This is a genomic window from Paraburkholderia aromaticivorans (genome assembly GCF_002278075.1).
Taxonomy (GTDB): domain Bacteria; phylum Pseudomonadota; class Gammaproteobacteria; order Burkholderiales; family Burkholderiaceae; genus Paraburkholderia; species Paraburkholderia aromaticivorans.
In genome coordinates, this window is record NZ_CP022989.1 from 2,972,486 (window position 1) to 2,990,599 (window position 18,114).

Genomic DNA, 18,114 nt, shown 5'->3' on the forward strand with positions numbered 1-18,114 from the left:
GAAACCCGGTAGGGGCCGGGTCGCGGTGAATTGGCCGCGATACGGCATGGTTGATGCATTGAGCCGGTCCCGTGCCGCGCTGCCGGCGCAGCACTCGATTCCCTCAAATCTGGTCTAGTGTTGTAGTCGTCATGCGGGCGCTTTCGTCTATCGTGCGCTCGAGTGCCTCCCCACTTCGAGAGCCGATGGCGATGGCGTGGGGTGTCCATCCGATTGTTTTCGGAGGAGGAGCGATGGCGGAGCATCCAATCTCAGAGAGCGAAGGGGGCGTGATCACCCTCGATGCTCTGCAGTCGCTTATCGACTTTCTCGCCGCCAGCCATTATCAAGTGCTGGGGCCGACCGTGCGTGACGGTGCGATCGTCTATGACCGGATCGCCCGCGTCGGCGATTTGCCGGCCGGCTGGACCGATCGTCAGGAGGCAGGGCGCTATCGGCTGGAGCGTCGCAACGATGCGGCGGTGTTCGGCTTTGCTGTGGGCCCCCACTCGTGGAAGCGCTTTTTGCATCCGCCGATCCAGAAACTGTGGGAGGCGAGCAATACCGGGCAGGGACTCACGATAGCCGCCGCGGACGAGCCGGCGCCCAGATTTGCGTTCATCGGCGTGCGTGCTTGTGAAATCCATGCGATCGCGATCCAGGACCGGGTGTTTTGCGACGGACCGTACACGGATCCGGTCTATGCGCTGCGCCGCCGCGACGCGTTCATCGTTGCCGTCAACTGCGCGCAGGCCGGGGGAACCTGTTTCTGCGTGTCGATGCAAACCGGACCGAAGGCCGACGCGGGCTTCGATCTCGCGCTGACCGAATTGCTCGACGGTAACGGCCACGCGTTTCTGGTGGAAGCGGGCAGTGAGGCAGGCGCCGAGGCGCTCAGGCACATCCCGCATCGGCCGGCGTCTGACGCGCACCGTGCGGCCGCGGAGGCGGTTGTCGCGCACACCGCGACCCAGATGGGCCGCACCCTCGAGACGGACGGCATCAGGGAACTGCTGCAAGGCAATCCCAACCATCCGCGCTGGGACGAGGTTGCCGAGCGCTGCCTGAGTTGCGGGAACTGCACGATGGTGTGTCCGACCTGTTTCTGCACGACCGTCGAAGACCACAGCGATCTCGCCGGGCAATCCGCCGAGCGGATTCGCAAGTGGGATTCGTGTTTCACGATGGACTTCTCCTACATCCACGGCGGCAGCGTGCGCAGCACGACGCGCGCGCGCTACCGGCAATGGATGACGCACAAGCTCGCGAGCTGGATCGACCAGTTCGGCACGTCCGGCTGTGTGGGGTGTGGCCGTTGCATTACCTGGTGTCCGGTCGGTATCGACATCACCGAGGAGGCCGCGGCGATTCGCGCCACCGGCAAAGCCGGCGGGGAGGAACAACATGGAGGGGCTTGAACGGATACTCGGCGAACAGCCTTTCTTCGCGGGTTTTCCTGACGCACACAAGCGCCTCATAGGCGGTTGCGCGAGAAACCATCTTTTCCAGGCGGAGCATTACCTGTTCAGGGAGGGCGAGCCGGCCAATGAGTTCTTTGTGATCCGGCACGGCAAGGTGGCGCTCGAAATCGCGGCACCCGGTCAGGCGCCTGTCGTGGTCACGACCCTGGGCGCAGGCGAGATCGTGGGCGCATCCTGGCTGGTGCCGCCGTATCGCTGGACTTTCGATGCCCGGGCAGTCGAGCTGACACGCGCAATCGGTATCAATGCGGAATGTCTGCGCGGGAAATGCGAGGCGGACCACGATCTCGGCTACGAGATGATGAAGCGCTTCCTGCCCGTTTTCCTGAAGCGTCTGGACGCCACCAGGCTCCAGCTTCTCGATGTCTACGGGAAACGCTGACATGGTCGCGGCGGACGCTCCGAACCCGTTCGTCCCCGAGATCTATCGGGTCGGGCGGGTGCGCCGCGAGCTGTCTGACACGGCGACGCTGGAGTGCGTTCCGCCCGCCGGTTCCTGTCCGGCGGCCGAGGCCGGGCAGTTCAATATGTTGTATGTGTTCGGCGTCGGCGAGGTGCCGGTCAGCATGAGCGGCAGTCCGGCTGACCAGCGGGTGTTTGTCCACACCGTTCGCAACGTCGGTGCCGTCAGCGCGGCGCTTACCCGGCTCAGGACGGGCGCGACGATCGGGCTGCGCGGACCGTTCGGGACGGGCTGGCCGATCGCGCTCGCCGAGGGCGCTGACATCGTTATCGTTGCCGGCGGTCTCGGCCTTGCGCCGCTGCGCCCGGCGATTTACCAGCTGCTGGCGAGACGGCGCAGCTATGGCCGCGTGGTCATTCTGGTCGGCAGTCGTAGTCCTAAGGATCTGCTTTATCGCCGGGAGCTGGAGCAGTGGCGCAATCGCCCGGATGTCCAGGTGGACATCACCGTCGATCACGCGGACACCGGCTGGCATGGCCATGTGGGCGTGGTGCCCGCATTGATCGCGCGCGCCGGCTTCGACCCGCGCGAGACGGTGGCGCTGGTTTGCGGCCCCGAGGTGATGATGCGCTTCACGGCGAATGCATTGCTCGATGCGGGCGTCTCGCCCGAACGCATCTATCTTTCGATGGAGCGCAACATGAAATGCGCAATCGGACTGTGCGGTCATTGTCAGTTCGGCCCGGCTTTCCTGTGCAAGGACGGTCCCGTGATGCGCTTCGACACGATGGCCGGCATCTTCGCGATCCGGGAGATCTGACATGAGCGCGGCCGACACGTATGCGGCAAAGCCGGCAAGGGCAAAGGCACGCCCTCGGCTCGCGGTATGGAAATTCGCGTCCTGCGACGGCTGCCAGCTCTCGTTGCTGGATTGCGAAGACGAACTCCTCGCGCTCGCCGACGCCATCGAGATCGCCAATTTCCCGGAAGCCTCGAGCGCCATCGGCAAAGGGCCGTACGATCTATCGCTGGTCGAAGGCTCGATCACCACCGCGCACGACGCCGAGCGCATCCGGATGGTGCGCAGGCAATCGAAAGTGCTGGTGACGATCGGCGCCTGTGCGACCGCGGGCGGCGTCCAGGCGCTGCGCAATTTCGCCGACGTGCGGGAGTTCGTGGCCGCGGTCTATGCGTCGCCGCAATTCATCGAGACGCTTGCCACCTCCACGCCGATCTCCGCGCATGTGCCGGTCGACTATGAACTGCACGGCTGCCCGATCGACAAGAGGCAACTGCTGGAGGTCATCTCGGCATTTCTGGCCGGCCGCAAACCGGCTATTGCCAGTCACAGTGTCTGCGTGGAGTGCAAGCAGCGCGGCACGGTCTGCGTGATGGTGCTGGGCACGCCGTGCCTCGGGCCGGTAACCCATGCCGGCTGCGGCGCGATTTGCCCCGCCTTCCGGCGCGGCTGCTATGGCTGCTACGGTCCGATGGAGACACCGAATGTGCCCGCGCTCGCGCGCGAATGGCAGGCGCTCGGCGCCCGGCCGCAGCTCATCCGCCGTGCTTTGCGCACATTCAACGCGATGGCGCCGGCGTTCCTGAAGGAGAGCGAACCTCGTGACGACTAAGACGATACGGGTCGATTACCTGACGCGCGTGGAGGGCGAAGGCGCGCTCGATCTGCAGATCAAGGACGGCCGCGTGAGCTCGGCGCAGCTCAATATCTTCGAACCGCCGCGCCTTTTCGAAGCGCTGTTGCGCGGCAGGCAGGTGGCCGAGCTGCCCGATATCGTCGCCCGCATCTGCGGCATCTGCCCGATTGCCTATCAGATGAGTGCGGTGCATGCGATCGAAAATGCCTTCGGGATCCAGGTCGGCGGACAGCTGCGCGCGCTGCGCCGGCTGGTTTACTGCGGCGAATGGATCGGCAGTCATGCGCTGCATGTCGTGATGTTGCACGCGCCGGATTTCCTCGGATTCCCGGACGTGATCCAGATGGCGCGCGAACAGGGTGAAGCGGTTCGCCAGGGGCTGGCTTTGAAGAAGACCGGCAACGAGCTGATGAGAGTGCTTGGAGGGCGCGAGATACACCCCGTGAATGTGAGGATCGGCGGGTTTTATCGCGTGCCGGATCGCGTCGAACTTGCGCCGGTCGCCGGGCAACTCGAGCGCGCGCGCGAACTTGCGGTGGGACTGGTGCGCTGGGTCGCGGCCTTCGACTTTCCGGATTTCGAGCAGGATTACGAGTTCGTGGCGCTGCGGCACGCGGACGAATATCCGTTCAACGAAGGGCGAATCGTATCGAGTCGCGGCATGGATATCGACGTGGCCGACTACGACAGCCACTTTGAGGAGCGGCACGTCGCGCACTCCACCGCGCTGCATGCGCTGGTGAAAGAGCGGGGCGCGTATCTCGTCGGACCGCTGGCAAGGTATGCGCTCAATTTCGATCGCCTGCCGCAGTCGGTTCAGACCCTCGCGCGCGAAGCCGGGCTCGGCCCGACGTGCCGCAATCCGTTCCGCAGCATCGTCGTGCGGGCGCTCGAAATCGTCTACGCGTGCGAAGAGGCGCTGCGGCTGATCGCGGCTTATGAGCCTCCGGCGCTTGCTTCGGTGCCGGTCGAAACGCGCGCGGGCACGGGTTTCGGCTGTACCGAGGCACCGCGCGGAATCTGCTGGCATCGCTATCGTTGCGACCCGGACGGCGCCATTGTCGAGGCGCGCATCGTGCCGCCGACCTCGCAGAATCAACCGAGCATCGAGGCTGATCTGGTCGCGGTCGCCACCGCCATGCTGGATCAACCCGACGACGTGCTGCGGGATCGATGTGAACAGACCATCCGCAACTACGATCCGTGTATCTCATGCTCCGCCCACTTCCTCAAACTTTCGCTGCACCGGGCATGACGGCGATCGACACTCGATGCGCCGCGCCGCGCAAGGTGCTGGTGGTCGGCATCGGCAATGCCGACCGAGCTGACGACGGCATCGGCGCGATCGTCGCGCGCGGCCTCGCGGGCCGGCTGCCCGCCGACGTGACAGTGCTCGTGCGCAGCGGCGACGCGCTGTCGCTGATCGAGGACTGGGCCGGGTTCGATGCGCTCGTGCTGGTGGACGCCGCCTCTCCTGCAATCGCCCGAGGCCGCCTTCACCGGATCGATCTGGCAACGGACGAGTTGCAGCGGGGCAGGGCGTCAGCGTCGAGTCATGCTCTCGGCGTGGCCGATGCGATCGCGCTCGCCCGTACGCTCGGACTCGCGCCGCGCGACATGGTTATCTACGCGGTCGAAGGCGCCTGTTTCGAGAGAGGCGCGAGCATGGCAATGGAAGTTGCCGCCGTGGTGGAGGAGGTGATCGAGCGCGTGCTGATCGAAGTCCGCCGTCTCAGGCGGGGCCGCGTATGACCCGGCGGGCCGCCGTGGTTCCGTTCTCGCGCCGCGCCGCCGGCCTCGCGAACGGTTCAATGCTGGACAGATGAGGCGGCGCGGCGGCATGGATCGTGTCGTTATCTGGGACACGACGAAGTCAGTGTGGTCGGCGTGGGTGCCATCCACATCGACTCGACCCATAAGCCGATTCCACACGCGGCCGAACTGCAGCTGATCACCGAGGCGCTGCCAGGGTACTGTGCGATGCCCGGCAATGGCGTCGGCGAGCGGGGTGGCTGCGCGGTGCGTAACCCGAAATGCAATTTCAATGATCAGTCTCGCCTCCTGCGACTGAATGCGTCTCGCCTGGGCCTACCCAGTCGATTTGATCGCGTCGAAAAAGCTGCGGGTGTGGCGGAGGCGGTTGTCGACCGGGGCGCGTCGGCCAGCCCGTTCATATCCGCTCGATGGTTTCTGTTTTTTTGTCCCGTTCCGGTTGTCGTTCGTACTGTATGGATGTACAGTGCTGGGCGTGGGCCGACCACGGCAAAGTGGTTTCTTGAGTGGGAACCGGAAGCAGAAGCGCCATGGCGGAAAATGTGTGCTCGCAAAATGAGCACGTTTTTGCCGGCGGCCCGGCCAAATCTTGCGAATCCCCGGGCTTGCCGTAGCAAGGCGATCGTGCAAATTCGCATGGTCGAGTGGCCCGAATCGATCAGGGCTCAGGCAAGCCCGCACAATGAACGGAGATTCATTTACATGCCGGCTCTATCTGGTCAGAAACCTCATGCCTGAACAATTGTGGCTGCCCGGACTCGAGGCGCCGCCAACACCGACCGACGGCCTGTTTTTCGCCGTCTTTCCTGACGCCAATACAGCGGTCAGCATCTCCAGGCTCGCGCAGCGGCTTTGCGGGGAAACGCGCGCGCGCAGCAAACCGCTGGCGGCGGCCCGTTTGCACGTCACCTTGCAGCACCTCGGGAATTTCGCGGGCGGTTTGCCTCAGGCGCGAGTCGACGCAGCCATCAAAGCTGCCGCGTCGATCAAGATGGAGCCGTTCAGCGTCGAATTCGATAAGGTGGTGAGCTTCGCGTCCAAGCCTCGGCCGGGACCGCTGGTATTGGCAGGCGGCGAGGGCGTGGCTGGCCTGCATAGGCTGCACGACGCCTTGTGTCGCGCGTTGCGCGACGCCGGTTGCGGGGAGCATGCCGCCTCCGCCGCGGTGGACTATACGCCGCACGTCACGCTGGCGTATGGCATGCCGTGGGCCGCTGCGCGCCCGGTGGAACCGCTGTGCTGGAACGTGCGCGAGTTTGCGTTGATGCACAGTTTGCTCGGGCGCACACGGCATGTCATGCTGGCCCGATGGCCTTTGGCGAACGCCGGGGCATAGCGCGCGGCGCTTCACTCGATGCTGGCGTGTCACAGCGCGACGGCTCAGAAACGCAGGCCGGTTGCGCAGCCGCCGGCGAAGCCGCCACCGCTGCCGCCTGCGCCGCCGCAGAATACGCCGCAGCCGGATAGCGCAAGCGACATGGTCACGGCGGCCAGCGTCGCGCGCAGGCATGGTCTGAAAATGCGTTTGTCGGGGCGTGGAGGGCGCGTGGCTACGGCGGTGTCTAGCGTGATGGCGGCGTGGTTACGGCTTGAGTGAATCATTCCGGATCGCATGTTGGCGGTGGTTTGGAGGAGCGGCGAGCAAAGGGCGAACGGCGTCGGCCATTGAAAGTCGTTTGTCGGGTCGCGGCTTAAAACTGCGCACGCACGGACGCACGGACGCACGGACGGACGCACGCGGCGTGGCCGCGGACCCCTTAACCTAGCGCAGCAGCGCGTGCGTACGAATTGCGAAGATTCTGAAAACGTAGGAGGTTTCGTCGGTTGTCGAGCCTGAACGAGCGTGCGCTGCCTGATAGAATGCTTGGGCCGCAACGTAGTGGATCGCAGATGAAATTGCTTGATGCATTGGTCGAACAGCGCATTGCCGCCGCCGCGCGCGGTGAGTTCGACGAGTTACCGGGCGCGGGCGCGCCGCTCCTCTCTCTGGGCGATGACGCTCTGGTTCCCGAAGAGGTGCGCGTCGCCAACCGGATTTTGAAGAATGCGGGTTTTGTGCCGCCCGCTGTCGAGCAGTTGCGCGCGTTGCGCGACTTGCAAGCGGAGCTGGATGCCGTGAGCGACCAGGCTACCCGCTGCCGTCTCCAGGCGCGCATGCTCGCGCTCGATATGGCGCTCGAATCGCTGCGCGGCGGGCCACTGGTTCTGCCGCGCGAATACTGCAGGCGCATTGCCGAACGGCTGTCCGAACGCGTCGGCAGCCTGGATGCGGCAAAAGCGGGTTCGCCGTGAGCGAGCCGCTTGCCCGCTCCATCGGGCCGGACGCAGATTCTTTTCAATCTCACGAAGCGCCGCATGCGATGAGTTCTCAGGCCTTGGCAAATGGTGCAGACGGATCGATTGCGACGGATTCAGGCGCAGCCGCGGTCACGGCGAATGCCGAGGCCGCTCCCGGTGGTCCGTGCGCATCTCCCGTTGTCTCCGAGCGCGATCGCCGCTTCATGGCGCTCGCGCAAGCCGCCGCCGAAGAGGCGCGCGCTGCCGGCGAAGTGCCCGTCGGCGCGGTCCTCGTGCGAGGGGACGAAGTCATCGCCAAAGGTTTCAATCATCCGATCGGCGCGCACGACCCGTCGGCGCATGCGGAAATGGCCGCGTTGCGCGCCGCGGCGCTCGCCGTCCAAAACTATCGTCTGCCGGGCTGCGAACTCTACGTGACGCTCGAGCCTTGCCTGATGTGCGCCGGCGCGATCATGCACGCGCGCATCGCCCGAGTCGTGTTCGGGGCGCGCGATCCGAAAACCGGCGCGTGCGGCAGTGTCGTCGATGCCTTCGCGAATCCGCAGTTGAATCATCACACCACGGTGACCGGCGGCGTGCTCGAAAGCGAATGCGGCGCCGCGCTCAAGTCGTTCTTTGCCGAGCGTCGGCGCGCAAGCCGCGCAGCACGCGCGTCGGCACGCGCCGAAGCGGGCAGCGATCCGGGTAGCGAACCGGGGCCGGCCGAGGTGGTCTGAAACAACAACGTCCAACAAGGTCTTGCTCATGAGCGTCCATCGCACTATCGAATTGATCGCGCCGTCGGGGTATCCGCATGATCTGGAGGTGCTGCAACGCGCGCTGCAGCGTTTTCATGCGCAGGGTCATCGCATCGAAGGCGCGGAAGCAGCGAGGCGGCGCTTTCAGCGCTTCGCCGGCACCGACGGCCAGCGCGCAGCCGATCTGAACCGGCTCGCCGACCCGTCGCGCGAGTTGCCGGACATCGTGCTGGCCGTGCGCGGCGGTTATGGCGCGGTGCGCATTCTGCACGGGCTCGACTACGAAGGGCTGCAACGGCGGCTGACCGATCAGCCCATCGCCCTGGTGGGGCACAGCGATTTCACCGCGATCCAGCTTGCGTTGCTGGCGCGCGCCGGCGTGAAAACCTTCGGCGGTCCGATGTTGATGAGCGACTTCGGCGCGGAGGAGCTCAGCGAATTCACCATGCAGCACTTCTGGTCGACGTTGACGAAGCCGACCATGACGGTCTCGAGCAACACGCCGCAGGCGCAGCCGGTGGACGTGTCGGGCATGTTGTGGGGCGGCAACCTGGCGGTGTTGGCGTCGCTGATCGGCACGCCGTATATGCCGCCGGTGAAGGGCGGCATCCTGTTTATCGAGGACGTCAACGAGCAACCTTTCCGGGTCGAGCGGATGATCTATCAACTGCACTTGTCCGGCATTCTCGCGCAGCAACAGGCGCTCGTTTTGGGCGATTTCTCCGGTGCCAAACCCTACGACTACGACAATGGCTACGACCTGCACTCCGTGATCGAGCAGGCGCGGACGGTGATCGGCATTCCGATCGTCACAGGCCTGCAGTTCGGACATGTTCGCAACATGCTGACGCTGCCGGTCGGCGCGGATGCGCATCTCGTGGCCGACGCGCACGGATTCAAACTGAGCGTGTCGGGCTATCCGTACCTCGCGTGATCGGGCGCGGCAGAGAAGCGGGTGGATGCCCGTTTTCTTTTGATTCATTAACGCAACTAACGGCCTATTCCTATCCTTCACAGCGCGCAGAGGTCTTCGTGAAGGTCCTTCCGTTTTGTTGACAAAACCGGCCCTCAACTTGGTGCCCCTCTCTCTTCTTATTAAACTGATATGTAGGCAGTACTAGGCTGCGATGCCAGCCCAGTTGCCCGTCGGTCCAGCGCCGACGCCAGCATTGTCAAAATTAAAGATAAAAATTGTTGACAATCTTTATGTCCATCCTAAGATGGCCAACATACCGAGACGCACATCATGTCCGACACAGAGTCCGCCGCCACGAGTAGTTCGAAACCTGAAGCGATCGCCGAGCGCATCCGCGCCGCGATCCTCGAGCATCGGCTCGCGCCCGGCGCCAAGCTGACAGAAGCACAGTTATGCGAAGTATTCGGCGTGAAGCGCGGCCCGATCCGGCAGGCGCTCGCGCAACTGGCGACCGACCACCTGATCGACCTCGAACCGAATCGCGGGGCGTTCGTGGCGAGCCCGTCGCTACAGGAAGTGCATGAGGTGTTCGAGATGCGCCGCATCATCGAACTGGCGGTGGTGGAAAAGATTTGCAGCGGTCACGGCATGCGCCGCTTGAAGAGCATTGGCAGCATGATCGGCCGGGAACGCAAAGCGTTCGAAACGCGTGATTTTCCGGCGTGGATTCGTCTGTCGGGCGAGTTTCACACCGAGTTGGCGGGGCTCACCGGCAACACCGTGTTGTGCGATTGCCTGAACGGGCTGGTGGCGCGCTCCACGCTGATTTCCGCGCTTTACGAGTCGCTCGGACGCAGCCCATGCTCGTTCGAAGACCACGAAGCCATTCTCGCCGCGCTCGACGCCGGCGATGCAAAAGAGGCGGCGGCCCTGATGTCGCGCCATCTGCAAAGCGTCGAGTTGAAGATGCTGGATCGCCCCGCGCGCGGCGCGGCCGATCTGCGTGAAGTGTTCGGCGCGCACCATGGTGCGCCCAGAGATGGATCCACGACGAAGGCCGCGCCAGGCTGAGGCAAGCGGCCGGCGTGCGCGCTTTACTGGTGCGCGCCGCACTGAATTGAACTGAACGAATCAAGCGTTGCAAGGCGGCTCGGCGTGAGCGCTGCCGGCTTGCGCACGCGTGTGCGCCGCCGGGCGACGGACTTCGAAGGCAGTAACGCATCGGCGGTGATCCGCGGCTGCCGGCGGTGCGATAACCACAAGTACTTCAGTACGGAGGCATCCGCGGCACGGCCAACCAGGCGGCGCGCAGGTGCTTTGTCCCGAGCGGGCAAAGAGCGCGCAATGACTGGCATGGCCGATGCAACGTCCTTCGATTCGCTATCGAGGGTCCCTATCCCAAGGAGGAATCATGGCTCAGTTCAGTGCAGCGCCCGGCAGTCCCGCAATTCCCACTTATGCAGACGGCGGCGCGTCCGGCGATACGTCGATACCGGCAGGCTACAGCGAGCGGCTCTACAACGAAGACCTCGCGCCGTTGCGCCATCAAACCTGGGGCGCCTACAACATCTTCGCGTTCTGGATGTCGGACGTGCATAGCGTCGGCGGCTATGTGTTCGCGGGCAGTCTGTTCGCGCTCGGCCTGACGAGCTGGCAGGTGCTGATTGCGCTGCTGGTCGGCATCACGATCGTCAACCTGTTGTGCAACCTGATCGCCAAGCCGAGCCAGGCGAACGGCGTGCCGTATCCGGTGGCGTGCCGCGCGACCTTCGGTGTGCTCGGCGCGAATATTCCCGCGGTGATTCGCGGCCTGATCGCGGTCGCGTGGTACGGCATTCAGACCTATCTGGCGTCGAGCGCACTGGTGATCGTGGTGCTGAAGTTCGTTCCGCAGCTGCTGCCGTATGCCGATGTGCATCATCACGGCTTCATGGGGTTGTCGACGCTCGGCTGGGCCGGTTTCATGCTGCTGTGGGTATTGCAGGCGCTGGTGTTTTGGCATGGCATGGAGACCATCAAGAAGTTCATCGACTTCGCCGGCCCGGCCGTCTACGTGGTGATGTTCATTCTCGCCGGCTACATGGTGTATCGCGCGGGATGGCGCAACATCGGCATCAACCTGGGCGGCGTCAAATATCACGGCATGCAGGTCGTGCCGGTGATGATCACGGCGACTTCGCTGGTGGTGTCGTACTTCTCCGGGCCGATGCTCAACTTCGGCGACTTTTCGCGCTATGGCAAGAGCTTTCGCAGCGTGCAGCGCGGCAACTTCTGGGGACTGCCGGTCAACTTTCTGGCCTTCTCGCTGGTGACGGTGATCACGACCGCGGCCACGCTGCCGGTGTTCGGCCAACTGATCACGGACCCGGTCGAAACCGTGGGCCGTATCGACTATCCGACTGCGGTGATTCTCGGCGCGTTGACCTTCACGATTGCGACCATCGGCATCAACATCGTCGCCAATTTCGTCTCGCCGGCATTCGACTTCTCCAACGTCGCGCCGCGCCTGATCAGCTGGCGCGCTGGCGGCATGCTCGCGGCGGTGGCGTCGATCTTCATCACGCCGTGGAATCTGTTCAACAACCCCGCCGTGATCCATTACACGCTCGATGTTCTCGGTAGCTTCATTGGACCTTTGTACGGTGTCCTGATCGTCGACTACTACCTCGTCAAGCGTCAGAAAATCGTCCTCGACGATCTGTACACGGTCGCGCCTACCGGCTCGTACTGGTATCGCAACGGCGTCAACTACCGCGCCGTCGCCGCGTTGCTGCCGGCTGCCGTGATCGCCGTGATCTGCGTGATGGTGCCGGCGCTCGACGGCATGGCGAATTTCTCGTGGTTCATCGGCGCCGGGCTTGCCGCGCTGTTCTATCGCGTCATCGCACGCTGAATCTTGCGGATGCAACAGGAGTCGATATGCGCATCAAACTAATCAACCCGAATACGACCCAGCGCATGACGGAGGCAATGGGCCGCTGCGCGCGCGAAGTCGCCGCGCCGGGCACCGAAGTCATCGCGGTGAATCCGACCATGGGGCCGCCGTCGATCGAGGGCTATTACGACGAAGCGCTGGCGACGCCGGGCTTGCTGGCGGAGGTCGCCGCCGGCGAGCGCGAAGGCTGCGACGGTTACGTGATTGCCTGCTTCGGCGACCCCGGTCTGTACGCCGCGCGTGAACTGGCGCGCGGTCCGGTGATCGGCATTGCCGAGGCGGCGATGCACGCGGCCAGCGTGCTGGCGCCGGGGTTCTCGGTGGTCACCACGCTGGCGCGCACCTGCGGCATGGCGTGGCACCTGGCCGAGCGCTACGGCATGAAGCGGTTTTGCCGCAACGTTCGCGCCACCGACGTCGCCGTCCTCGACCTCGACAAGCCCGGCTCGGCGGCGCGCCGCATCATCCTCGACGAATGCCGGCGTGCGCTCGCGGAAGATGGTTCGGATGCGATCGTGCTCGGCTGCGCGGGCATGGCCGAACTGTGCGCGGAGATTGAAGACGCGCTCGGCGCGCCGGTGATCGAGGGCGTGACCGCGGCGGTCAAATGGACCGAGGCGCTGGTCGCGCTGCGTCTTTCGACGGCCAAACGCGGCGACTATGCGCGGCCGCTACCCAAGCGCTACGACGGCGCGCTGGAATCCTTCAGTCCGGCCGATACCGATTCGAAGCCGCTTCCGACGCGCGGATCTGCCGAACTTTCCGCCGCCAGTGCGCCGGAAAATGCGGCAACGTCGGATTTGCTGCGGGTAAACACTACGGAACCGGGGCGGCACATACATTCCGTGTGACATGCACTATCTGCCCCGGTGTATGGGCGCACCCGGGTGTTTTCGCTACACTGGTCCAACTCGGCGCGGGGTGCCTGAAAGGTTTTTCTGCTGCTTCAGGCGTTGTCTCCAAGGCTGTTTCGGCCGCGCCATTCCCACGTGCATGCACGTGAGCGCCACGCGAATTTTACGTACCTTCACCACGCATTCGTCAAACCATGCCACTCGACCCGAACTACCCACGCGATCTGATCGGCTATGGCCGCCACCCGGTGCAGGCCAACTGGCCGGGTCGGGCCCGAGTCGCGGTGCAATTCGTCCTGAATTACGAAGAGGGCGGTGAAAACTGCGTGTTGCACGGCGATCCCGGCTCGGAGCAGTTCCTGTCGGAAATCGTCGGCGCCGCCGCTTATCCGGCTCGTCACATGAGCATGGAATCGATCTACGAATACGGCTCGCGCGCGGGGGTGTGGCGCATTCTGCGTGAATTCGAGAAGCGCGGGCTGCCGCTTACTGTGTTCGGCGTCGGCATGGCGATCGAACGGCATCCGGACCTCGCGCGCGCCTTCGTCGAACTCGGGCATGAGATTGCTTGTCACGGGTATCGCTGGATTCACTATCAGGACGTGTCGCCGGAGAAAGAAGCGGAGCACATGCGTCTTGGCATGGAAGCGATCGAACGCGTGACGGGCGAGCGTCCGCTTGGCTGGTACACCGGTCGCGACAGTCCCAACACGCATCGTCTGGTTGCCGAATACGGCGGCTTCCTGTACGACTCGGACTACTACGGCGACGATCTACCGTTCTGGATGGACGTGAACGTTACCGGCGGCGCGACAGTGCCGCAGCTGATCGTGCCGTACACGCTCGACACCAACGACATGCGCTTTGCCAGCCCGCAAGGCTTCAACACGGCGGACCATTTCTTCACGTACCTGCGCGATGCATTCGACGTGCTCTACGAAGAAGGCGACGAAGCGCCGAAGATGCTTTCTATCGGCATGCATTGCCGCCTGCTCGGGCGCCCTGGGCGTTTTCGCGCGCTGCAGCGTTTTCTCGACCATATCGAACAGCACGATCGCGTGTGGGTGACGCGGCGCGTCGATATCGCGCGCCACTGGCGCGAACATCACCCTTACCAGCAAAACAACCGCGGGCCAGCGGCATGAAGGCGATGCAATACACTCTGGATCAACTCAACAGCACCTCGACCGACGCATTCGTGGCAACGCTGTCGGGCATTTTCGAGCACTCGCCGTGGGTCGCGGAAATCGCCGCGCAGCAACGGCCTTTCGCCAGCGTCGACGAGTTGCATCGCAAGATGTCGAGCATCGTCGAAACGGCCGGCGAAGAGAAGCAACTGGCGTTGATCAACGCTCACCCGGAACTCGCCGGCAAGGCCGCGGTGCGCGGCGAACTGACGGCCGAGTCCACGCGTGAGCAGAGCGGCGCCGGCCTCGCGCAATGCACGCAGGCAGAGTTCGACAAGCTGCTCGCGCTGAACGCCGCTTATCGCGAGAAGTTCGGCTTTCCGTTCATCCTCGCCGTGCGCGGGTATGACCGTCACGGCATCATCGCGAACTTCGAGGCGCGCGTGAACAATAGCCGCGCCGAAGAGCTGCGCGCGAGTCTCGATCAGATCTACCGCATCGCACGTTTCAGGCTCGACGATCTGATCGACGCGTGAGGTTCAACCACGCGTCGCGGACCTCGAGCCGAAACGTTTTTTCAGCACTGGCAAATTTCAAGGAAGACAAAAATGGCACTCCCGATTCTCGACCCCAACGCACCGGAATTCACGCGCCGCTATGTGAACCTGGCGGACCCGCGTCTGGGCGCGCAGGCGCTCGAGGCCAGCGACGACTTCTTCGCACCGAAGGAGCGCATGCTGAATCCGGAGCCGGCCGTTTTCATTCCGGGCAAGTACGACGACAACGGCAAGTGGATGGACGGCTGGGAAACGCGCCGCAAGCGCGCGACCGGCTATGACTGGTGCCTGGTGAAGCTGGCGCGTCCGGGCGTGATCAAGGGGCTGGATCTCGACACCAGCCACTTCACGGGCAATTTCCCGCCGGCGGCGTCGGTGGAAGCCGCGCGCGTGGTGGACGGCGCACCGAACCAGTCGACGCAATGGACCGAAATCGTGCCGTCGACCACGTTGCAAGGCAATAGCCATCACTATCACGAAGTCAGCGACGCGAACGCGTATACGCATCTGCGCGTGAACATCTATCCGGACGGCGGGATCGCGCGTCTGCGCGTGTATGGTCAACCGCAGGTCGACTGGGCCGGCGCGAGCCGCACTGAGCAGTTCGATCTGGCCGCAATGGAAAACGGCGCCTATCTGGTCGCGGCGAACAACCAGCACTTCGGCGCAGCATCGACGATCCTGATGCCGGGCCGTGGCGTGAACATGGGTGACGGTTGGGAAACGCGCCGCCGTCGCGAACCGGGCAACGACTGGGCGATCGTCGCGCTGGCGCAACCGGGGGTGATCAGGAAGATCGAAGTCGATACGGCGCACTTCAAGGGCAACTTTCCGGACCGCTGCTCGATCCAGGCTGCGTACGTGACGGGCGGCACGGACAGTTCGCTGATCACGCAAGCCATGTTCTGGCCCGTGCTGCTCGGCGAGCAGAAGTTGAAGATGGACAATCAGCACTATTTCGAAAGCGAAATCGCGGCACTGGGTCCGGTGACGCATGTACGCTTCAACATCATTCCGGACGGCGGCGTGTCGCGTCTGCGGCTGTGGGGCACGCTCGCATCATGAAAACGCTCGCGATCGAACCATTGACGAAGGAAGCGTTCGCCACATTCGGCGACGTGATCGAACTCGAAGGCGCGAAGCAGATCCCGATCAACCTCGGCACGACGATCCGCTATCACGATCTCGCGAAAGTGGACGTCGCCGACGAGAACGGCCGTACGCTCGTGAACCTGTTTCGCGGGCAACCGCGCACGCTGCCGTTCGAAGTGAAGATGCTCGAGCGGCATCCGCTCGGCAGCCAGGCGTTCGTGCCGCTAAACGACAAGCCGTATCTGGTGGTCGTGGCGCCGGCGGGCGAGTTGGACGTGGCGAAGATTCGCGCGTTCGTGACGAGCGGCTGGCAGGGCGTGAACTATGCGAAGGGTGTGTGGCACCATCCGCTGATTGCGTTGGGCGAGGTGAGCGACTTTATCGTCGTCGATCGCGGTGGCGACGGACTCAACCTCAATGAGCAGGATCTCGCGGAGTCGTTGTGGCTCACGGAAGATGCGTTGAGCGCGCTGGCTGCCTGAGTGCTGCGCCTTGACGTAGCGGGCAGGTGGACGTAAAAGAAACCCACGGTTCAAGGCCGTGGGTTTTTTTGTTTTGGCCGCGAACCACAACGTTAGTGGCGACGCCGTCGTGGCGCGCTCAGTTCCGTTTGGCAAGAAGCGGCGAATGCCCGATCACCTCGCGCGCGCGTTCCGCCGGTTCAGGCGCGGAAAACCCCGCGGCCTCGATTGCCGGTTTGAGTCCTTTGAATTGCAGGCTCTTTTTCGGCGAGCGCAGCGACGCCATGCCGTCGTCCCAGGCGTGAAGCATGTGCTTGGCGACGGTGTGCCATTGCGACTCGTTGCGCGCCGCTTCGATCAACTCGTGGCCGACGGCCACAGCCGAATCGCACAACGCCTCGACCATCTGCGCGTATTGCCGCGGCGCGATACCCATGCGCGTGTTGAAAAAGCGCTCCAGGCTCTTGCCGGCCGCCCAGGTTTTGCGTCCGTCGATCGGCAAGCCAGGCGGATTGGCCGCGAAGCGCGGGTATGCCTGCGTCGTGACGATGTCGTAGACGGGCGTGAACGCGACATCATCGACCGACGTGTAGAACAACGCGACGTTCTTCGTATGACAGTCCGCGTTGCGTACCACATAGTTCGTCAGCAAATGCCAGCCGAGATGTTCGAGTTGCTGCCTCATGGTGGCGCGATCCAGCAGATAGGCTCGCCCGGCATTGAGCATTTTCTCGCTGGTCGAGTTGTATTTTTCGTGGGGCGGCAAACCCAATAAACCGCACATGTCCTCGACGCCGTAGGCCGGCAATCCCTGTGCGTCGACGTCGAAGCGTTCGACGATCAACGCCCGGCCATCGTCCGACATGTGCGTGCGCGCGACCGGCGCGACGCCGAGCCGCTCCAGCACGCGCATGGAATAGAACTCGTTGAAGCCGAGAAATGGCGTGCTGTCGTCCGAGCCTTTGACGATGTGGCGGCTCGTCCTGATGGTCGGTTTGCCGAGCGGCATCGGCGTGGTCATGCCGGACGTCCCACTCTCAGGTGCGATGAATTTCGGCACCGCGCCCGAGATGGCGGCACGCGCATATTCGCGCACGAGTCGCGCGAAATGTTCCGCGGTGTTGTCGCCATGCAGAATGTCTTGCACGTCGAGCGCTTGCAGTTCCGTGCCCGGCGCCACGCCTTCGGGTGTCACGGTGACGCGGCCGATCCCCATGCCGCCGACCACGGCGAGCAGCGACAGGTCAGTACCGTCGAGCAGAGGCCCGAATTGCTCGCGGATCAGGTTCAGCAGGTAACCCTCCGGCAGGTTTTGCCGGAAAAACGGATGCAGGTCGCGCGGCCAGCGCCAGGCCTCTTCGCGCACCGGCATGGTCAGGCTGACGAAATCCGCCGCGCTTGCGTCACGGTTGTATTTGAGGACATAGTCATCGCGCTCGCGAAATAGCGTGGCGACGTTCTTGCCCAGTACCTGAACGTCGAGCCTCATGAGTTAGCGTCCGGATTGCGTTGTTCAGCGAGGATGTCTTCGAGCGTGCGCCCGTGTCCGTGCGCGACGAATTTGAGGTCGTAGCCTGCCGCTTCGAGCAGGCGCACGAGCACGGACACGCTCATGTCGTTTTTGGCGAGCGTTTCCATACGCGCGACGGTGGTGCGCGCGACGCCTGCCCGCTGCGCCAGTTCCTCTTGCGATAGATTGCTTGCGCGGCGCGCGGCCTTCAACATGTCCGATACATCGGCGAGGTTGGTCATTTGTAGCCCCACGGCGTCAATTTTGGCGTATTTAATGATTATTGTAGCCCATGAGACACAAAATCACCGGTGGAGATTGTGCCTTGTGGGCTAC

At 63.9% G+C, this 18,114-nt stretch carries 20 protein-coding genes; 18 read left to right on the forward strand and 2 right to left on the reverse strand.

What is annotated here, in order from left to right:
* Nucleotides 1-269: 269 nt before the first annotated feature.
* From CJU94_RS13610 to CJU94_RS13695, 18 genes are all read left to right on the forward strand, one after another.
* A complete protein-coding gene (locus CJU94_RS13610; RefSeq protein WP_244220831.1) occupies nt 270-1,397 on the forward strand; it encodes a 4Fe-4S dicluster domain-containing protein in 1,128 nt (375 codons plus the stop codon).
* A complete protein-coding gene (locus tag CJU94_RS13615) occupies nt 1,384-1,842 on the forward strand; it encodes a cyclic nucleotide-binding domain-containing protein (RefSeq protein ID WP_095419121.1) in 459 nt (152 codons plus the stop codon). The genes CJU94_RS13610 and CJU94_RS13615 overlap by 14 nt, the downstream gene beginning before the upstream one ends.
* Nucleotide 1,843: 1 nt before the next feature.
* Nucleotides 1,844-2,683 carry an FAD/NAD(P)-binding protein gene (locus tag CJU94_RS13620; protein ID WP_095419122.1) on the forward strand — a complete coding sequence of 280 codons (840 nt, stop codon included), beginning with the start codon at nt 1,844-1,846 and terminating at the stop codon, nt 2,681-2,683.
* 1 nt (nt 2,684) lies between these two features.
* Nucleotides 2,685-3,494: an NADH-quinone oxidoreductase subunit B family protein gene (locus CJU94_RS13625; RefSeq protein WP_095419123.1), complete on the forward strand. Its 810-nt coding sequence runs from the start codon at nt 2,685-2,687 to the stop codon at nt 3,492-3,494.
* Nucleotides 3,484-4,773: a Ni/Fe hydrogenase subunit alpha gene (locus CJU94_RS13630; protein WP_157763747.1), complete on the forward strand. Its 1,290-nt coding sequence runs from the start codon at nt 3,484-3,486 to the stop codon at nt 4,771-4,773. The genes CJU94_RS13625 and CJU94_RS13630 overlap by 11 nt, the downstream gene beginning before the upstream one ends.
* Nucleotides 4,770-5,270: a hydrogenase maturation protease gene (locus CJU94_RS13635; RefSeq protein ID WP_095419124.1), complete on the forward strand. Its 501-nt coding sequence runs from the start codon at nt 4,770-4,772 to the stop codon at nt 5,268-5,270. Before CJU94_RS13630 ends, CJU94_RS13635 begins: the two co-directional genes overlap by 4 nt.
* 135 nt (nt 5,271-5,405) lie before the next feature.
* Entirely contained in the window at nt 5,406-6,029 is a 624-nt protein-coding gene (locus tag CJU94_RS40865) for a hypothetical protein (protein ID WP_157763748.1), read from the forward strand.
* Nucleotides 6,022-6,627: a 2'-5' RNA ligase family protein gene (locus CJU94_RS13640; protein ID WP_095419125.1), complete on the forward strand. Its 606-nt coding sequence runs from the start codon at nt 6,022-6,024 to the stop codon at nt 6,625-6,627. Before CJU94_RS40865 ends, CJU94_RS13640 begins: the two co-directional genes overlap by 8 nt.
* 554 nt (nt 6,628-7,181) lie before the next feature.
* Nucleotides 7,182-7,583, forward strand: coding sequence for a DnaJ family domain-containing protein (locus CJU94_RS13650; protein WP_095419127.1), 402 nt, complete (start codon nt 7,182-7,184; stop codon nt 7,581-7,583).
* Nucleotides 7,580-8,305: a tRNA adenosine(34) deaminase TadA gene (tadA, locus tag CJU94_RS13655; protein ID WP_095419128.1), complete on the forward strand. Its 726-nt coding sequence runs from the start codon at nt 7,580-7,582 to the stop codon at nt 8,303-8,305. Before CJU94_RS13650 ends, tadA begins: the two co-directional genes overlap by 4 nt.
* A 28-nt stretch (nt 8,306-8,333) precedes the next feature.
* Nucleotides 8,334-9,260 carry a muramoyltetrapeptide carboxypeptidase gene (gene ldcA, locus CJU94_RS13660; RefSeq protein WP_095419129.1) on the forward strand — a complete coding sequence of 309 codons (927 nt, stop codon included), beginning with the start codon at nt 8,334-8,336 and terminating at the stop codon, nt 9,258-9,260.
* A gap of 312 nt (nt 9,261-9,572) precedes the next feature.
* Complete coding sequence (locus CJU94_RS13665) at nt 9,573-10,313, forward strand: GntR family transcriptional regulator (protein ID WP_095419130.1); 741 nt, start codon at nt 9,573-9,575, stop codon at nt 10,311-10,313.
* Between the two features lie 340 nt (nt 10,314-10,653).
* Entirely contained in the window at nt 10,654-12,135 is a 1,482-nt protein-coding gene (locus tag CJU94_RS13670; protein ID WP_095419131.1) for an NCS1 family nucleobase:cation symporter-1, read from the forward strand.
* Nucleotides 12,136-12,161: 26 nt separating this feature from the next.
* Nucleotides 12,162-13,028: an aspartate/glutamate racemase family protein gene (locus CJU94_RS13675; RefSeq protein ID WP_095419132.1), complete on the forward strand. Its 867-nt coding sequence runs from the start codon at nt 12,162-12,164 to the stop codon at nt 13,026-13,028.
* 197 nt (nt 13,029-13,225) lie between these two features.
* On the forward strand, nt 13,226-14,176 hold the full coding sequence (puuE, locus tag CJU94_RS13680) for an allantoinase PuuE (RefSeq protein ID WP_095419133.1): 951 nt from the start codon (nt 13,226-13,228) through the stop codon (nt 14,174-14,176).
* The gene (gene uraD, locus CJU94_RS13685; protein WP_095419134.1) at nt 14,173-14,694 is read left to right on the forward strand and encodes a 2-oxo-4-hydroxy-4-carboxy-5-ureidoimidazoline decarboxylase; all 522 of its coding nucleotides are present in this window, start codon (nt 14,173-14,175) and stop codon (nt 14,692-14,694) included. The genes puuE and uraD overlap by 4 nt, the downstream gene beginning before the upstream one ends.
* Before the next feature lie 72 nt (nt 14,695-14,766).
* Nucleotides 14,767-15,780 (forward strand): allantoicase, encoded by a 1,014-nt coding sequence (gene alc / locus CJU94_RS13690; protein ID WP_095419135.1) that lies wholly within the window; start codon nt 14,767-14,769, stop codon nt 15,778-15,780.
* Complete coding sequence (locus tag CJU94_RS13695; RefSeq protein WP_095419136.1) at nt 15,777-16,289, forward strand: ureidoglycolate lyase; 513 nt, start codon at nt 15,777-15,779, stop codon at nt 16,287-16,289. Before alc ends, CJU94_RS13695 begins: the two co-directional genes overlap by 4 nt.
* A gap of 118 nt (nt 16,290-16,407) precedes the next feature.
* Here the strand turns inward: CJU94_RS13695 and CJU94_RS13700 are convergent, their stop codons facing one another.
* A complete protein-coding gene (locus tag CJU94_RS13700; RefSeq protein ID WP_095419137.1) occupies nt 16,408-17,757 on the reverse strand; it encodes a type II toxin-antitoxin system HipA family toxin in 1,350 nt (449 codons plus the stop codon).
* Complete coding sequence (locus tag CJU94_RS13705) at nt 17,754-18,020, reverse strand: helix-turn-helix domain-containing protein (RefSeq protein ID WP_095419138.1); 267 nt, start codon at nt 18,018-18,020, stop codon at nt 17,754-17,756. The genes CJU94_RS13700 and CJU94_RS13705 overlap by 4 nt, the downstream gene beginning before the upstream one ends.
* Nucleotides 18,021-18,114 lie beyond the last annotated feature (94 nt).

Excerpts from the sequence above, each read along its gene's own strand:
- alc (WP_095419135.1), top strand. The coding sequence starts at position 14,767 with ATGGCACTCCCGATTCTCGACCCCAACGCACCGGAATTCACGCGCCGC.
- ldcA (WP_095419129.1), top strand. The coding sequence starts at position 8,334 with ATGAGCGTCCATCGCACTATCGAATTGATCGCGCCGTCGGGGTATCCG.
- CJU94_RS13620 (WP_095419122.1), top strand. The coding sequence starts at position 1,844 with ATGGTCGCGGCGGACGCTCCGAACCCGTTCGTCCCCGAGATCTATCGG.
- CJU94_RS13665 (WP_095419130.1), top strand. The coding sequence starts at position 9,573 with ATGTCCGACACAGAGTCCGCCGCCACGAGTAGTTCGAAACCTGAAGCG.
- CJU94_RS13640 (WP_095419125.1), top strand. The coding sequence starts at position 6,022 with ATGCCTGAACAATTGTGGCTGCCCGGACTCGAGGCGCCGCCAACACCG.
- CJU94_RS13670 (WP_095419131.1), top strand. The coding sequence starts at position 10,654 with ATGGCTCAGTTCAGTGCAGCGCCCGGCAGTCCCGCAATTCCCACTTAT.
- CJU94_RS13700 (WP_095419137.1), bottom strand. The coding sequence starts at position 17,757 with ATGAGGCTCGACGTTCAGGTACTGGGCAAGAACGTCGCCACGCTATTT.
- puuE (WP_095419133.1), top strand. The coding sequence starts at position 13,226 with ATGCCACTCGACCCGAACTACCCACGCGATCTGATCGGCTATGGCCGC.
- CJU94_RS13705 (WP_095419138.1), bottom strand. The coding sequence starts at position 18,020 with ATGACCAACCTCGCCGATGTATCGGACATGTTGAAGGCCGCGCGCCGC.
- CJU94_RS13695 (WP_095419136.1), top strand. The coding sequence starts at position 15,777 with ATGAAAACGCTCGCGATCGAACCATTGACGAAGGAAGCGTTCGCCACA.
- CJU94_RS13650 (WP_095419127.1), top strand. The coding sequence starts at position 7,182 with ATGAAATTGCTTGATGCATTGGTCGAACAGCGCATTGCCGCCGCCGCG.
- CJU94_RS13675 (WP_095419132.1), top strand. The coding sequence starts at position 12,162 with ATGCGCATCAAACTAATCAACCCGAATACGACCCAGCGCATGACGGAG.
- CJU94_RS13625 (WP_095419123.1), top strand. The coding sequence starts at position 2,685 with ATGAGCGCGGCCGACACGTATGCGGCAAAGCCGGCAAGGGCAAAGGCA.
- CJU94_RS13635 (WP_095419124.1), top strand. The coding sequence starts at position 4,770 with ATGACGGCGATCGACACTCGATGCGCCGCGCCGCGCAAGGTGCTGGTG.
- uraD (WP_095419134.1), top strand. The coding sequence starts at position 14,173 with ATGAAGGCGATGCAATACACTCTGGATCAACTCAACAGCACCTCGACC.
- CJU94_RS13615 (WP_095419121.1), top strand. The coding sequence starts at position 1,384 with ATGGAGGGGCTTGAACGGATACTCGGCGAACAGCCTTTCTTCGCGGGT.